Source organism: Ferruginibacter sp. (genome assembly GCF_049840995.1).
Lineage (GTDB): Bacteria > Bacteroidota > Bacteroidia > Chitinophagales > Chitinophagaceae > Ferruginibacter.
The window spans coordinates 754353-768562 of sequence record NZ_JASGIP010000003.1; the positions used below are offsets into that span (position 1 = coordinate 754353).

Genomic DNA, 14210 nt, shown 5'->3' on the forward strand with positions numbered 1-14210 from the left:
AATTGTATTACCGCTTTAATGCCTTTTCATATTTCCCGATCCAGTCTTCTACAGTCATTTTGGTGCACAGTTCGCCAATAAGTTCGTAAGGTATCTTTGAGAGATTTTTAAAACGTAAACAACTTTTACCCATATCCAGTTTACCGATGCCCAGTTTAGCATATTCATCCACAAACCATTTGCTCAGTTTGGGATCGCCATATATGCCCATGTGGTACACCGCTACAAAATTCTTTTGCGAAGCAATACCCATAAAGGGCAAAGGGTCGGAGGGGTTGCAATGATACCCTGCCGGGTAAATACTGTGCGGCACACTCCAGCCCATCATACCATATCCCATTCCTTCTTTAAATCCCTTCGGTAAATTCTTTTTAATGATCTTACGCAGCTTGTTCATCACCTCTTTTCGCTCTTCCGGCAATTCATCAATATAAGTATCTACAGTAGCAGCTTTGGATTGCATGATCGCTTTTTTAAAAATTCAAAATACGGAAAAATTCAGGCCAGGGTCCCATTTCGGATCTGTATTGTTTGGCCATCACCCGGGTTATCTGCGCAATATGTGTAAGATCATGCACCACCCACGTAGATAAAAGATTTCGCAATGTTACTTCGCCTAAAACAGGATGCATGCCTTTTTTATCCAGGTCTGTTTCGGTTAGTTGTAATGACTTGAACCAAATCATGTTCTTTTTTCTTTCTTCAGCAAATTCAGCCAGCAGCTGCTGTAATGATTTGCCTTTACTTAGTTCGTATTGTGCAAACCGGTCCCACTTGTCGAATGTTTTGCTGTTACCAAACTCCAGTATTCTTTTTGCCCTTGGTACCCAGTCGGTTTGTTCGCCATATATCAAATGCCCGATCACGTCGTAAGGCGAAAAGGTTTCCGGTCCTTCATTCTGCATCACCCAATCATCGCTTAAGCCTGCCAGTAAAGCTGTGCAAACCGCTGGTGTTCTTTCCAATATCTGTATTGCCTGTGCTGTAGTATATTTCATCAATGAAAACGTTTGTAATAAAAATGCTGTATATGCCCCGTGTCATCAATGCCATCATCGATAAAAGCATGCAGCGAATCCGTATTTACCAGTTCATATACAATTCGCTTAGGGAAATCATGCTGCGGGTTTTCAAAAATAAAACTATTGCCCTGCTGCTTCGTCATTTTAAAAGCAACAGGTTGTTTATTATTTTGATTTTCCACCGTTGAAGTATAAAAGATATCATCGCCCTGCCGGGTAAGGGCTACCCGTTCATTAATAATAGTATCGTTGTTGCGTATGATATAACCCCTGCTCTGCAAATGATCGTCATTTATTTTTTTCCATTCTTCGCAAAGCAGGCCACGCTTGGTTTTCATTCGCCAGGTACCTTCCAGCGCATACAATCTTTTAAAATCATTTCTGGTAGTTATATAAGCGCTCAATAAAAACATACCGGCAATGATAATAACCCCGTACTTCATTTCTTTTTCTTTTTAGAAGGTTTGGCAATTTTATTATACTCCAGTGCCAATGTCATCCAGTATTCCAGTTTCTTTTTTGTTTGCAGTGCAGCTATATCCACAAATACATATCCTTTCATGATCTTGCCGGTAAAATCCATTGGCTTACAACCTTCTTTTTCCATCACTTCTTCATATTTGGCAGGATCCAGTCTTACCATCAGTCTTTCCTGCTCCACACCCACACACATTTTATCATTCACCATAAAACATAATCCCCCAAACATGGCTTTCTCTTCCACGTTCTTATGGGTAAGAGCGATCATTTCTCTCACCCTGTCCGCTAATTTTTCATTGTAAGCCATAATTCACCTTATTGTGGTATGCTATGCAATGCCATCCTGTTACCTTCGGTATCAATAAATACAGCCATGTTTCCGTATTCAGGAGATATTTCTGTTTTAGGCACCATGATCTTTCCACCTGCTGCTTCTACTTTATCCAGTACGATCTGTACATCAGGATTGGCATTTAAATAGATCAACGGCCCGTCGGTCATCGATGGTTTATGAAAACCGCCACTGTCCACCAGCGCACCACCAATACCATTCATCATATCATCCAGCGGGAACATGCGCATTTTTATATTCGGCATTTCCATCGGTATCATGCTGATACCAAAAATTGTTTCATAAAATTTCTGAGCCCTGTTAATGTCTGTTGTCGGTATCTCGAACCAACTGATCGCATTGTTCATTCTTTTATTTTTTTGTTTTAAAATTATTGCGGCATGCCCTGTTGCTGCCATTGCACCAGTACATTGATCAAACTATCACTCAAAGGTGGTTTTTTATTTTTAAACGGCATAAAACCATTTGCTTCCTGCGGCAGTTTTACCCTCGCAATTACATCGGCAATACCTGCTTTCACCGTTTCATAATTGTTCAAAGGCTTTTTCCTGCCTTCCGGTGGAAAATGACAGGGTGTACATCTTGCCTGCATGATGGGCATCACATCTTTTTCAAATGATACCACTACCGGGGTTTTGCCGGCTTTTTTACTATTGCTGCAGTTTTGTAAAATAATAATACTGCAGATACCGGTGATGATAATGATGGCTTTTTTCATGGTTCATTTATTTATTTCGGGAATATCTGTTACATAATCTTTTAATGCTGCCTGCCCTTTAATATTTGCAGCGGTCCAGCGTAAATTAAATATGCCGCCGTACAATACGGTAACATCGGTAAATCCTTTACTGGAAAGATAATCAGCCGCTGCAAAAACATCGCGGTCTCCACCAAAGTGATACAACAATACCGGTTTGTTTTTATAAGGCTCCAGCAATGTGATATCTTTCTGCATATCTGCCCACGGTAGGTGTACTGCATTTTTTATTTTACCAATATTTCTCCAGTAATCCTTGTGTGTATTGTTGTATTCTTCATCCGTTCTTACATCTATAATAGTATATTTTTTTGCTGCATCTTCCTTAAGGAATTCCGTTGCTGCAATAATATTGATCCCTGCTACAGGCTGGTACAATATTTTTTTACAAGGCACTTCCACCTCATTCATTGCCACCCATCGGTCCATACCTTCAATTAGCACCTGTACATTTTTATACCCATTCTTTAAAAGCAAGGCAGCAGTTCGTGCCGCATCATCATCGTATACATCTACCAGTACAATATCTTTATTACGGGGTATCGCCGAAAGATCTTCTTTAAGTTTTTCGTAAGGAATATTGACTGAACCCCTGATAGTACCCAGCGCATTTTCTTTGGGTTGCAGTGCAATATGCCTGAACAAAGAATCCGATCGCACATCGAGTAAAAAAACGGCAGCAGCATTTTTATTTACTTTATCACACAGTTCCTTAGGCGAAATAAAGGAATACCCTGTCCTGTTTTCGTAAAGTTCCTTATACTCTTTGCGGCTTGTCTCCGAAAAATATAAGAGGCTGGTCAATCCACCATTCACATTCATTACATTGCTGAAGCCACTGTCAGCAAGCATCTTACTCGCCCTGCGGCTGCGCTGGCTGTGCGAACAATATACAAACACAGGTTTGCCTTTGTACTGCTGTAATTCATCCAGTCTTTTTCCTAACTCGTTCACGGGAATATTCACAGCGCCTTTCAGGCGACCGATATTGGCACCGGCAAACTGTGATGTATCTTCATATTCCCCTTTACTCCTTACATCCAGCAGCACATAATCTTTTGTTGATTGTAATGTTTTGTACAGCATTCGCGGATCCACTGTTTTATACAATACATCATCATTTTTATATTGCGCCTTGGTTGCAATTGCAATCTGCAGCAGGATCATTAAAAGATATTTCGTTTTCATGACCGCCGCTTTTAATTGATATCCTTTCCTTCTTTCAGCTTGGCTATCTGGCCCTGCAATGTTGTTTTGGCCGCATCGTTAGGCGCCTGCGCCATAGCCTTTTCTGCATATTTAATGGCATTCTTAAAATCTCCTTTGGCAGAATAACCGCTCATCAGTCCATTGTTCACACCAAATATATCACCGTATCTTTTTTGCGAAGCAATGAATACTTCCATCGCTTTATCGTTGCGTTTTTGTGTGATCAGTATCTTTCCATAAGCGGTATATTGATTGGCTGTAGCGATCAGCAATGCTTCATTCATAGTGGAATCCGCTTCGGGAATGCGGTTTAGTTTTTCATAAGCCGTGGCAAGATTGCGTAAAGTGATATAGGTTTTTTGTCCGCCTAATCCATTGATCGCTCTTTTACTCCATTCCAGTGCTTCATCAAGGTTGATATTTTTCGTGAAGCAATACTGTGCGGCGGTTAAGATCAGTGAAGGATTAAAACCATACCGGCTTGTTAATTGTTCCCGCAGCCTTGCCAGTACTATATTATCAACATCCACTTCCACTTTGAATGGCACGGATACTTTTTCCCATTGCATGGCTATCACACAATATTTTTCCTTGTGTTCTATAAATTCATATTTCAAATATTCCACGCTTTTATCCAATGTAACGGGTTTTACATTTACCCGCAGCACATCATATTTTTCATCATAATAAAAACTGCCCCATGCATCACTCTGGCTGGAGAATACCAGCGTAACATTATCGGCACCCATTGCCATGAATAAACCATACGTACCGGCTTTAAGCGGCTTGCCTTCAATTTTTACATCATGCTCAAAAGTAATAGTGGTGTTTTCATTGGCACCCGCACGCCAGGGCGATACATTGGTATTGGTAATAAAATTCTGTGTACTGAAACCGTAGGTAACCACGTTACCATCGCCCCAAATTTTTCCTTCCCTTTTATTTACATCAGGCCGGCTGTATTTGATGGTAATAGAAGTAATGCCCACTTCTTCAGAAATAGTGGCTCGGGGATTTCCACCGGCTGGTGGCAGATCGAGTTGTGCAAAAGATTGGCAGCAGGTAAATACTGCTGCTGCAAGCAAGGTTATGATTTTCATTTTCTTTATTTTAAAATACAACAGAATGGTTTATTGATTCTTTACCAGTAAGCATCCTGCAATATCTTCCACAATCCATCTTCACGCACAAATACCAGTGTAAAATTCACTTTATGTTCTTTACCGGTCTTATCTGTAATCACTGATACTCCTTTTTGCCAGATCTGTTCACCAACCTTTTCTGTTTTTTCGTTACTGAGCTTCCATGTACCACCCAATGCGATCAAACTTTTCCAGTAATCGGTTATAGCAATCCTTCCATTGATGCTGGTATTATTGCTCACTATTTTTCCATTGACCGAATAATAAGATGCCAGCATTCTGTATTGTCCTTTGTTATACGCATTTTCCATACTACGTAAAATGGAATCGATCATCACAGTCGGGTTGTTTATTTTTCTCCGGTATTCCAGGTCAAAACTTGTTACCCATGTTTTACCATTATCACTGCTGGTTTCGCCATGCTGCCTCACTTTATCCGGGCTTAAATTATAAAAAGTCATTTTCTGTATCTGCCACAATGTATCATTTACTTTTTCATTCGCTGTTTGTACGATCATTTTTCCATCTTCGTAATGACCATTAAAATATTGGGTGATGCTGCCGGTATTATCCACCCAGTACTGCTGCCATCTTTTTTGTGCAGCATTATACATGTTGTAACTCTTTCCGGCATAACGCAATCCATTCTGCATACCGGTGCTCGTCCATTCTTCCAGTATCGTGCAACTATCCAGCATCAGGCTGATCTTACTATCTCCGCCCTTTTTCCCATTGGGTGCAAAAGCTTCCCATTCTCCTATCCAGAAATCAAACTGCCGGTACTCCGGTTTACTGCAGGGTAATTGGTTATTTTGAGCATCAGCGATGGAAAATAAAATGCAGCCAATAAATAAAGCAATCAGTTTTTGCATGTTAGTTTTTTTATACAGGACATGAATGCTGTAAAAAATGCTGGCTTGCTCATCCTTTTATACTTCCGTCCGTCATTCCTTTATTTAGTGACCACGTTCACCATTTTTTCATACATACTGTCATTGGGCTCCCATAATTCCACCCGGTTGCCATCACCATCCAGTATATGAATGAACTTACCATATTCATAAATTTCCATCTGGTCTACAATGGTCACACCTGCTTCTCTTAATTGTTTTACCAGCGCTTCCAGGTCATCCACACGATAATTGATCATGTATTGCTGCGCAGCATCGCCAAAGTAATCGGTATCTTTTTCAAAAGGGCTCCAGGCGGAGTAACCTTTCTTTGTTGCATCATCCTTGTGCCGCCATTCAAAGCTGCTGCCGTATTGATCCATCGCAATGCCCAAACGCTTTGCATACCATTCCATTTGCGCCGCAGGGTTTTCGCATTTAAAGAACACGCCACCTATCGAAGTAACTCTTTCCATTTTTTGCAAATCAAATTAGGCAACTTAAATGGCTTTTGCAATAAAAATTTTATGTGCGGCGATGCGTCCTTTATTTTTTTCCATAAATATTTATTTTCGTTCCATTGACATTTCATTAACAGTTAGCCTGTGTAATCGGGTTTGCTTTTTCATCCTACAGCAAATTCAACTGTTATGTTTATCACATCCTTTTTTAAAGATGCCCGCTATTTCCAGGTATTATTCCAGTGCAGCTTTTTATCGTACGGAATTTTTTACCTGGGCTGGAATGCAGAATGGGCTTTATACTTTACTTATCTAAGTGTAAGTATTGTTACCCAGCTTTGTGCCGAAATAATATTGAGCAGGATCAAGAGCAAAAGCCTGCCCTCCACAGTAAAGATCAAAAACGGCATTCCTTCAGCGATCATTTCTTCGATGGGGCTTTGCCTTTTATTAAAGACCAATAGTTTGCCTGTTGCAGCACTGGCTGCATTTATTTCCATTGCATCCAAGTATATTATCCGTATCAGAGGCAAACATATTTTTAATCCTTCTGCATTGGGTATTGTTGCGGCTGTATTACTTACCGGTAAAGCATGGATCAGCCCCGGCCAGTGGGGTAGCAATGCCGTACTCTTTTTTGCAGTGATATGCCTCGGTTTTATTGTAACTACACGGGTGCAAAAACTGGATACCAGTCTTGCCTTCCTGCTTACATTTGGCGGATTACTTTTTATACGGCAGATAGTATACCTGGGATGGCCGTTGGATTTTTTTGTGCAAAGCATCAGCACCGGCAGCCTGTTGCTGTTCTCCTTCTTTATGATCACCGATCCTAAAACCACACCCAACCACAAAGTTGCAAGAATAATATGGAGCATGCTGGTAGCCGCCGTAGCATTTTACCTGGCCACATTTAAATTCATTTCCACTGCGCCGGTCTGGGTACTGGTGTATATGCAGCCATTGGTTCCGTTGTTCGACTGGTTATTCAAAGCAAAACAATTCAGCTGGAAGTCCACTGCTTCCTTCACCGAAAAAGAAACAAAATACCTTGACACAGTTTATAAAAATCTCTCCATTTAAAAATTAAAACTTTATGAAAAAGAAACTTTTGATCATTGGCGCAGTGATCGCTGCGGCGCCAATGGTAATGTCCTTCTGTGGCTTTTATGTAAGCAAAGCAGACGGCACTTTAAAGAACAAGACCAGCCAGGTGATACTGGTAAGGGATGGCAACAGGAATGTGATCACCATGTACAATGATTTTAAAGGTGATACCAAAGATTTTGCCATGGTGGTACCGGTACCGGTTGTACTAAGAAAGGAAGATGTGAAAGTGGTGGACCAATCTATCTTTCAACGGCTGAACGATTACAGTTCGCCCAGGCTGGTGGAATACTGGGACCAGAACCCTTGCTATGGCTATAAAGAAGATGACAAAATGATGCCGATGGCCAACAAGGCTTTAAGCGAAACAGTGGTAACAGGCTACGGCGCCATCAAAAGAAAAGATGCAGTAAAAATAGAAGCGCAATACATCGTGGGTGAATATGATATCCTGATATTAAGCGCTAAAGAAAGCAGTGGTTTAAAAGACTGGTTGAACGATAATGGTTATAAAATTCCTGCCAATGCAGAAGAAGTGCTGGATCCTTATATCAAAAGCAACCTGAAATTTTTTGTGGTAAAAGTGAATGAAAAAGAAAAAGCAAAGCTGAACAATAATTTCCTGCGGCCGATACAGAATCAGTTTCAACTCTCCCAAGTTCATGTTGCCGATACGATTGGGTATGGCCAACAGCGATGGCGACCAGGACCTGGTGGTGTATGCCTTTACCCGCAAGGGAAGGATTGAATGCACCAATTACCGCAATGTAAATATTGCTACGGATAAAAATGTTCCACTGTTTGTACAGAAAAATTTTGGTGCCTTCTATAATAATCTATTCAATCATCAATGGAATAATGAAGATAAGAGCGTGGCATTTTTAGAATACGCATGGGATGTAAGTCCGCAGAATTTTTATCACTGCGACCCCTGCATTGCCACAGCACCCAGCCAGCAGGACCTGGTACAAAGCGGTGTATGGTGGCTGAACGGCAAGGACTGGAGCGATTACAGCGATGTAGACAATGATGAACAGGATAATGTCAGCAAGAATGTGCATTTTACAAGATTGCATTTCCGGTATAACAGGCGTTCGTTTGCGCAGGACCTGATGTTCCAGGTCACTCCCAATACCGAAACCTTCCAGGCAAGGTATATCATCACGCATCCTGCCACCGGCGACCTGAGTTGTGATGCCGGAAAAAAATACCTGCAGGACCTGAAGCAGAGAAGAAAAAAAGAATTGCAGGAATTAACTGCATTGACCGGCACCAATATGAATAACTGGCAGGATGATGCCACTGCATCAAACGAAGAAACTTCCGATAAAGAAGCGCAATATGCAACGCTGATACCACAGATCAAAAGCGAAACCGACCGGGATAAATCTTTACCCGCCGGCATGATATTGATCAGCGCTGTATTATTGGGCGGCGCCGGGATAATGAGGTGGAAAGGGATCGTATAAAATAATTACCGTTAGTTGGCTATACAGTTTGGTTTCAAAGCACTTCCGTTTCTACGGGGGTGCTTTTGTTTTCCCGCAGATAGCGCAAAGTACGCAGATGAGTTTATCGATATTCATATAGCTTTAATATCAAAAAGTGAATTTCCTTAATTATTCTCTGCGCCTTCCGCGTAATCTGCGGGCCCAAAAAAAGAAGCCCCGCCTAAAAAAGCGGAGCCCTTGCTATTCATATTCACCCAAATTACTAGTTTCCTCCACCGCCACCACCACGGTTGCCTCTCTGCGGCCTCATAGACGGTTCAATTTCATCTTTCCAGGTTTTCATTTGTGCTTCAGTCAGCACAGCTTTTAATTTAGTATCCCTTTCTTCGGTCAGCTTTTGCCTTGCAGCCATCATAGCATCCCTGTCCATCTGTCCGCCACCCGCTCTTAATTCTTCCATTTTTTTATCCTGGTCTTTATAGAAAGTCAAAAAGATGTCGTCTGCCTGTTTCAGTTTAGCAGCATCCAGTTTAAAGGCGCTGTCTAATTTGTCATGAACAACTTTTACTCTTTCTTCGGGTGTTCTGCGTTGAAAATTTCCACCACCCTGTGCATTGGCTACAGTTACACTGAAGAAAGCTGCAACCGCTGCTGCTAAGATTTGTTTTTTCATTGTGTTTTTATTTATTTTTTGTGTGAATAAAAAATGTTTACTTTTTGTCGTCCTTCTTTTCTTCCGGCTTTTTCTTTCGGCTCCACATTTTATAAAATGAAGTATCGAATTTTATCAGTTGATCCTGCCTGCATATCTTCCTGATATTGGCAAAATGATTCAGCAGGCGTGCTTCCATTTGTTTTTGTTTATCGCCCGATGCAATGGCCATTTGTTCAATAGCAGAGTCACTGAAAGATTGTGCGCCCAGTTCTTTGAACTGTTGTTCTTTTACATTTCTTAAAGAATCATAATCCGGCCTGGACCTTTCTTTAAATTGTTTACTTAAAGTATCATATTGCTGCAACTGCACGGTATCAAAACCAATTTCACCCTTCAAAAAATTCCGCATCATCGCTGTCCGGTCATTATTATTGCGTGGAGGCTTGGGCTTACTATCATGCCTGCCGTCTTTCAAAAAAATAAAAAGCATCACGATATTAGTAACCAGCAATATGCCGATTATTAAAAGGTATAGTTTACTTTTTGTTTGTGTACTCATTTATGGTTGTTCAATATTTTCAATATCGTTTAATACGGTTGCAGAACTGCTGTATTCATCCAGCGATGCATAGCTTTCGTCGGATGCCGCGGTTACAGTGCCTGATGGATAATTATATGTAGCCACCATCGCATTCACTGCTATCACAAAACAAAGCCCTGCCAATGCCACTGCCGGCCTGCTGATGAATTTTAATGTTCTGTCCCAGGCAGTATCTTTTTCCCGCTGCATCTTTGCATTGATCCTCGTAAGCAGGTAAGGCTTTGCACTTGCCCTGCCGGCACCATCAAGGCTGTTCATCGCCTCTTCGGTTAACCTGTTGATATCCTCTTGCTTCATAGTATTAAAAATTATTTTTAGTATAGTACGTTTCCAATATTTTTCGCAGGTTGCCTTTTGCCCTCGCTATCAGCGATTCCACGGCTGTTAAGGAAAGGTTCATAATAGCTGCAATATCCTGGTGCTTCTGCGATTCTAATTTATGCAATGTAAAAGCAATGCGCTGGTTATCGGGCAACTGCTGCATGGCTTTAAACAATTCCGCCGCCCTTTCCCTGTTCTCCATCAACACACCGGGATGATTGAATTCTTCCGGGTGTATCTCCTCTTCACTCGCACTGCCAAATAAACTCTGTACAAATGCAAACCGCTTCTTCCGCTTTTTCTTTTTTAAATGATCCAGCGATTTGGATACCACGATGCGGTATAACCAGGTTGAAAATTTTGACTCCCCTTTAAAAGAACTCACCGATTGGTATACCTGTATAAAAACATCCTGGGTAATATCATCGGCATCATCTTCGTGCTGCACAATACTTAGTGCCGTATTATAAACCATATCCTGCCACTCATCCACCAGCTTCTTAAAAGCCTGCCCGTCACCCTGCTGCAGTTGTGCGATTAATTCCGGTTGGTTCAAAACAATTCATTTTTATATCCGCTCTAAAGTTACTTAAAAGTTGCCGCCGGGAGGGCCACCTGGTCCACCAAATCCACCGCCACCACCATTGCGTCCACCGCCAAATCCGCCGCCGCCCTGCCTTGTGGCCGCTACACCAAAATTCTTCAGTTTGTAGGTAAAGGTCAGCATAAAGTATTGTTGTAATACCTGTGTTTGCGTATCAATTGTTTGAGGACCATTTACTGTTCTTGATATACTTTGATTTTGTTTCAACAGGTCGAATACTGACAATTTAATTTCACCCGCCTGTTTCTTCAATATCTTTTTACCTATCGCAGCATTCCATAACCAGAAACTCTGGTTAAGGCCACCGGATAAACCGGTGTATGAATTTCCTGTAACATCATTTTGTATGAACCAGCCTTTCTTACTTAACAGGTTAACCTGTGCGCCTGCCACCTGGTTAACATAGTTGTTGGTGGAATTGGTATTGCTGCCGCTTGTTTTTGAATTATTAAAATTAGCGCTGTACGATATATTGAAATCCACAAATTCGCTGATGTTGCTCGCAAATACCACTCCTGTATTATAGGTATATGTATTAGTGGTGGTTGCAAGATAATTTACCAGGCCTGGTGTTTTGCCATAGCTGAATCCTGCATTAACATTCAGGGTTGTTTTAATGAATTTCAATGGCATGCTATAGGTAAAGAATGTACGCAGGCTCTTATAACCATCCAGGTTCACCGGCTTGGTATACTGACCGTGCGCCGGCAGTTTTGTATTTTGAATTACAGTATCAGTATTGGGGATATAGATAGCGTTGGCTATATAATCGTTGGCTGTCTGCAATAATATATTCGCAAAAAAACTGGTGCTTGTTTTTGAATTGGTATAAGAATAACGGCCTGTTAAAAAGTGCGTATAAGATTGTTTCAGATCAGGATTACCACTGCTGATGTTCAATGAATCGCTTGGGTTTACCACATCCTGCAATTGATTTATCGAAGGGAAGTTAACAGAAGCCCTGTAGAACACCCTGATGTTACTAACATTAGACAATTTTTTACGCCACATTAAATTGGGCAGAATATTACTGAACGTTTGATTAACTGTTGAAACAGTAGGGAAGGTGCGCTGGCTTTCCAGTTTAGAAGCCTGGAAATTCACACCAAAAGAAAGTTGTTCATCCCTGCTTCTTCCCAGCCTGTAATTAACACCTACATTATTTGTTGTGATCGTGTTATCAAAACGGTTAGATTTTGATGTATCGAACAAACTGTACACTTTACCATCGTACCTGAAAACCTGCTGATCTGCTTTATTCTTTTGAACAGATGGGGTGTAATCAATTTGCAACTGTCCTTTTTTACCTATCGGTTCCGTATATGCGACATTTCCGCCAATGGTGGTTCCGGTAGTGCTGTTATCGGAATAGTTATTGGTGGCAGAACTGGTAGCCGATCCCTGTTTGTAAATAAGGTAGTTGATATCATTGATACCAGTGCCGTCATTTTTTGTCCAGGCGGTATTAAACCCAAACGAAATAGTGCGTCCTCTCTTTGCAAAAGAGTGACGGAATAAAATATTGTTCCTTAAGTTATAGCCGTTTTTATCAGCGCTGTTGAAGCCATTGGATGAGTTGGTGGAATCATTCAGGTTATAAAAACTTTGTGTATTGCTGTAAGAAGAAGAATTGTTCTTCTGGAAGCTAAGACTGGGTATAATGAATAATGAATTCGCCGAATCTATCTTGTACTCCAAACGCAGATTGATGCGGTTGTTGGTATTGGTAGACCTGGAGTTACTGTTTTGAATAGTATGCAATATGCTGTCGCCCGTTACGGTAGCCGAATTACTGATGCTGGAATTAGTGTTCGTACTGTTATTGAAAAAATAGCTGCCGGTTAAGGTCAATTTTTTATTGTAAACATTACTAAAGTTCAGTCCGAAAGAATTTGTTTTACTGATACCGCTCGACTGGCCTACATTGAAATTATCCTGGCCGCCAAAGCCGCCACCACCGCCGCCGCCTCTTCCGCCACCACCACCGCCGCGGCCGCCACCAAAACCACCACCGCCACCACCACTGGTCACACCCAGCAGGTCCTGCGTAGAAAAGTTCTGCAGGTTGATATTATTAAAGTTGCCCACCAGCGAAAGGCGCCTGTCGCCTTTAAAAAAGCTCACGTTACCACCCGCCTGGTAACGGCTGTCGGTACCGGCACCGGCATAAATACGCCCGAACTGGCCATTCCGTATCCCCGATTTCGTGACGATATTGACCGTTTTTATGGAGTTCCCGTCGTCAAATCCCGTCAACTGCGCCTGGTCGCTCAGCCTGTCAAATACCTGTATCTTATCGATCACTTCGGCAGGCAGGTTCTTTAAAGCTGCCGTAGCATCATCACCAAAAAAGTCGCGGCCATCCACGGTCACTTTTTTCACCTGTTCGCCCATAGCGGTAACGGTACCATCCTTTGCAACGGTAAGGCCCGGCAGTTTTTTGATCATATCCTCAGCCGTAGCATCGGGATTTACCTTGAACTGGCTGGCGCTGAACTCAGAAGTATCGCCTTTTTGCTTTACCGGCGGCGCCTTGCTCACAATCACCACCCCTTCCAGTTCAGTAGCCAGTTTGGTTACCGTAAAAGGGATAGGCGTTTTATTGCTGGCCTGCAGGTTGATCTTCTGTTCTATTTTTTCGTACCCGCTGGAGGCGATCTTTACTACATAATTGCCTGGTTCTAAGCTGGTAAACTCAAAATTTCCTTTAGTATCTGTTACTACCGTCTTTTTTTGGGAACTGTCTTTCTGAAGGGTAAGTTCAATTACGGCGCCTGCAATGGGGCTGTTATCTGCTTTATCTGCCAGTTTACCTTTCAGGCTCACACCCTGGCTGTAGGCACTCATGGAAAGGAGCCCTAAAACCAGCGCTACCAATACTCTTGTTACTTTAGATTTCGTTTGCATATTACTTTAGACGACACGGCAGGAAAAAACTGTCGCGGCGATTTGTTTTATTTTACCGCTACAAATGGCAGGCCTGTTTTAAAAACAAAGGGAGAAGCTACAAGGGAATAGCCGCAAGGGGAGCAGCGGCAAGGCGAGAAACTACCAGGGAATAGCCGCAAGGGGAGAAGCCACAAGGGGAGCTGCAAGGGATATAACCTGTCAAAATTATTTTTGCTTATCCCTTGAAGCTTCTCCCCTCTTTCCCTTGA

The 14210-nt window shown here is 41.9% G+C and carries 18 protein-coding genes; 3 read left to right on the forward strand and 15 right to left on the reverse strand.

What is annotated here, in order from left to right:
- Window positions 1-7: 7 nt before the first annotated feature.
- The 10 genes from QM738_RS04890 to QM738_RS04935 all read right to left on the reverse strand — a co-directional run bounded on the left by QM738_RS04890 (window position 8) and on the right by QM738_RS04935 (window position 6328).
- Window positions 8-463 carry a DUF1801 domain-containing protein gene (locus QM738_RS04890; RefSeq protein ID WP_462275555.1) on the reverse strand — a complete coding sequence of 152 codons (456 nt, stop codon included), beginning with the start codon at window positions 461-463 and terminating at the stop codon, window positions 8-10.
- Window positions 464-473: 10 nt separating this feature from the next.
- Window positions 474-998 carry a DinB family protein gene (locus QM738_RS04895; protein WP_462275556.1) on the reverse strand — a complete coding sequence of 175 codons (525 nt, stop codon included), beginning with the start codon at window positions 996-998 and terminating at the stop codon, window positions 474-476.
- Window positions 998-1465, reverse strand: a complete 468-nt coding sequence (locus QM738_RS04900; RefSeq protein WP_462275557.1) for a DUF6265 family protein — start codon at window positions 1463-1465, stop codon at window positions 998-1000. The genes QM738_RS04895 and QM738_RS04900 overlap by 1 nt, the downstream gene beginning before the upstream one ends.
- On the reverse strand, window positions 1462-1809 hold the full coding sequence (locus QM738_RS04905; RefSeq protein ID WP_462275558.1) for a TfoX/Sxy family protein: 348 nt from the start codon (window positions 1807-1809) through the stop codon (window positions 1462-1464). Before QM738_RS04905 ends, QM738_RS04900 begins: the two co-directional genes overlap by 4 nt.
- 8 nt (window positions 1810-1817) lie before the next feature.
- A complete protein-coding gene (locus tag QM738_RS04910; protein ID WP_462275559.1) occupies window positions 1818-2201 on the reverse strand; it encodes a VOC family protein in 384 nt (127 codons plus the stop codon).
- 23 nt (window positions 2202-2224) lie between these two features.
- On the reverse strand, window positions 2225-2572 hold the full coding sequence (locus QM738_RS04915) for a hypothetical protein (RefSeq protein WP_462275560.1): 348 nt from the start codon (window positions 2570-2572) through the stop codon (window positions 2225-2227).
- Window positions 2573-2575: 3 nt separating this feature from the next.
- On the reverse strand, window positions 2576-3799 hold the full coding sequence (locus QM738_RS04920; RefSeq protein ID WP_462275561.1) for a rhodanese-like domain-containing protein: 1224 nt from the start codon (window positions 3797-3799) through the stop codon (window positions 2576-2578).
- An 11-nt stretch (window positions 3800-3810) separates the two neighbouring features.
- Entirely contained in the window at window positions 3811-4920 is a 1110-nt protein-coding gene (locus QM738_RS04925; protein ID WP_462275562.1) for a DUF2911 domain-containing protein, read from the reverse strand.
- Window positions 4921-4961: 41 nt separating this feature from the next.
- The gene (locus QM738_RS04930; RefSeq protein WP_462275563.1) at window positions 4962-5834 is read right to left on the reverse strand and encodes a nuclear transport factor 2 family protein; all 873 of its coding nucleotides are present in this window, start codon (window positions 5832-5834) and stop codon (window positions 4962-4964) included.
- A gap of 80 nt (window positions 5835-5914) precedes the next feature.
- Window positions 5915-6328, reverse strand: a complete 414-nt coding sequence (locus QM738_RS04935; protein WP_462275564.1) for a VOC family protein — start codon at window positions 6326-6328, stop codon at window positions 5915-5917.
- Between the two features lie 174 nt (window positions 6329-6502).
- Here QM738_RS04935 and QM738_RS04940 point away from each other — a divergent pair, with 174 nt between their 5' ends.
- Genes QM738_RS04940 through QM738_RS04950 form a run of 3 tightly spaced genes read left to right on the forward strand, consistent with a single transcriptional unit; the run spans window position 6503 to window position 8889 of the window.
- Window positions 6503-7396, forward strand: a complete 894-nt coding sequence (locus QM738_RS04940) for an RnfABCDGE type electron transport complex subunit D (RefSeq protein WP_462275565.1) — start codon at window positions 6503-6505, stop codon at window positions 7394-7396.
- A gap of 13 nt (window positions 7397-7409) precedes the next feature.
- On the forward strand, window positions 7410-8168 hold the full coding sequence (locus QM738_RS04945; RefSeq protein ID WP_462275566.1) for a DUF2330 domain-containing protein: 759 nt from the start codon (window positions 7410-7412) through the stop codon (window positions 8166-8168).
- Window positions 8083-8889, forward strand: a complete 807-nt coding sequence (locus tag QM738_RS04950) for a hypothetical protein (RefSeq protein ID WP_462275567.1) — start codon at window positions 8083-8085, stop codon at window positions 8887-8889. Before QM738_RS04945 ends, QM738_RS04950 begins: the two co-directional genes overlap by 86 nt.
- A 244-nt stretch (window positions 8890-9133) precedes the next feature.
- Here the strand turns inward: QM738_RS04950 and QM738_RS04955 are convergent, their stop codons facing one another.
- From QM738_RS04955 to QM738_RS04975, 5 genes are read right to left on the reverse strand one after another with little or no spacing between them, the layout of a single operon-like run.
- Complete coding sequence (locus QM738_RS04955) at window positions 9134-9544, reverse strand: hypothetical protein (protein ID WP_462275568.1); 411 nt, start codon at window positions 9542-9544, stop codon at window positions 9134-9136.
- A gap of 37 nt (window positions 9545-9581) precedes the next feature.
- Window positions 9582-10085, reverse strand: coding sequence for a hypothetical protein (locus tag QM738_RS04960; RefSeq protein WP_462275569.1), 504 nt, complete (start codon window positions 10083-10085; stop codon window positions 9582-9584).
- On the reverse strand, window positions 10086-10424 hold the full coding sequence (locus QM738_RS04965; protein ID WP_462275570.1) for a hypothetical protein: 339 nt from the start codon (window positions 10422-10424) through the stop codon (window positions 10086-10088). It lies immediately after the preceding gene.
- A gap of 4 nt (window positions 10425-10428) precedes the next feature.
- Window positions 10429-11004 carry an RNA polymerase sigma factor gene (locus QM738_RS04970; protein WP_462275571.1) on the reverse strand — a complete coding sequence of 192 codons (576 nt, stop codon included), beginning with the start codon at window positions 11002-11004 and terminating at the stop codon, window positions 10429-10431.
- Window positions 11005-11037: 33 nt separating this feature from the next.
- Window positions 11038-13959: an outer membrane beta-barrel protein gene (locus tag QM738_RS04975; RefSeq protein ID WP_462275572.1), complete on the reverse strand. Its 2922-nt coding sequence runs from the start codon at window positions 13957-13959 to the stop codon at window positions 11038-11040.
- Between the last annotated feature and the right edge of the window lie 251 nt (window positions 13960-14210).

What these genes read in the sequence shown, in the direction of transcription:
- QM738_RS04895 (WP_462275556.1), bottom strand. Translation starts at nt 998, where the DNA reads ATGAAATATACTACAGCACAGGCAATACAGATATTGGAAAGAACACCA.
- QM738_RS04965 (WP_462275570.1), bottom strand. Translation starts at nt 10,424, where the DNA reads ATGAAGCAAGAGGATATCAACAGGTTAACCGAAGAGGCGATGAACAGC.
- QM738_RS04940 (WP_462275565.1), top strand. Translation starts at nt 6,503, where the DNA reads ATGTTTATCACATCCTTTTTTAAAGATGCCCGCTATTTCCAGGTATTA.
- QM738_RS04910 (WP_462275559.1), bottom strand. Translation starts at nt 2,201, where the DNA reads ATGAACAATGCGATCAGTTGGTTCGAGATACCGACAACAGACATTAAC.
- QM738_RS04935 (WP_462275564.1), bottom strand. Translation starts at nt 6,328, where the DNA reads ATGGAAAGAGTTACTTCGATAGGTGGCGTGTTCTTTAAATGCGAAAAC.
- QM738_RS04945 (WP_462275566.1), top strand. Translation starts at nt 7,410, where the DNA reads ATGAAAAAGAAACTTTTGATCATTGGCGCAGTGATCGCTGCGGCGCCA.
- QM738_RS04905 (WP_462275558.1), bottom strand. Translation starts at nt 1,809, where the DNA reads ATGGCTTACAATGAAAAATTAGCGGACAGGGTGAGAGAAATGATCGCT.
- QM738_RS04925 (WP_462275562.1), bottom strand. Translation starts at nt 4,920, where the DNA reads ATGAAAATCATAACCTTGCTTGCAGCAGCAGTATTTACCTGCTGCCAA.
- QM738_RS04975 (WP_462275572.1), bottom strand. Translation starts at nt 13,959, where the DNA reads ATGCAAACGAAATCTAAAGTAACAAGAGTATTGGTAGCGCTGGTTTTA.
- QM738_RS04930 (WP_462275563.1), bottom strand. Translation starts at nt 5,834, where the DNA reads ATGCAAAAACTGATTGCTTTATTTATTGGCTGCATTTTATTTTCCATC.
- QM738_RS04920 (WP_462275561.1), bottom strand. Translation starts at nt 3,799, where the DNA reads ATGAAAACGAAATATCTTTTAATGATCCTGCTGCAGATTGCAATTGCA.
- QM738_RS04955 (WP_462275568.1), bottom strand. Translation starts at nt 9,544, where the DNA reads ATGAAAAAACAAATCTTAGCAGCAGCGGTTGCAGCTTTCTTCAGTGTA.
- QM738_RS04950 (WP_462275567.1), top strand. Translation starts at nt 8,083, where the DNA reads ATGTTGCCGATACGATTGGGTATGGCCAACAGCGATGGCGACCAGGAC.
- QM738_RS04960 (WP_462275569.1), bottom strand. Translation starts at nt 10,085, where the DNA reads ATGAGTACACAAACAAAAAGTAAACTATACCTTTTAATAATCGGCATA.
- QM738_RS04890 (WP_462275555.1), bottom strand. Translation starts at nt 463, where the DNA reads ATGCAATCCAAAGCTGCTACTGTAGATACTTATATTGATGAATTGCCG.
- QM738_RS04900 (WP_462275557.1), bottom strand. Translation starts at nt 1,465, where the DNA reads ATGAAGTACGGGGTTATTATCATTGCCGGTATGTTTTTATTGAGCGCT.
- QM738_RS04915 (WP_462275560.1), bottom strand. Translation starts at nt 2,572, where the DNA reads ATGAAAAAAGCCATCATTATCATCACCGGTATCTGCAGTATTATTATT.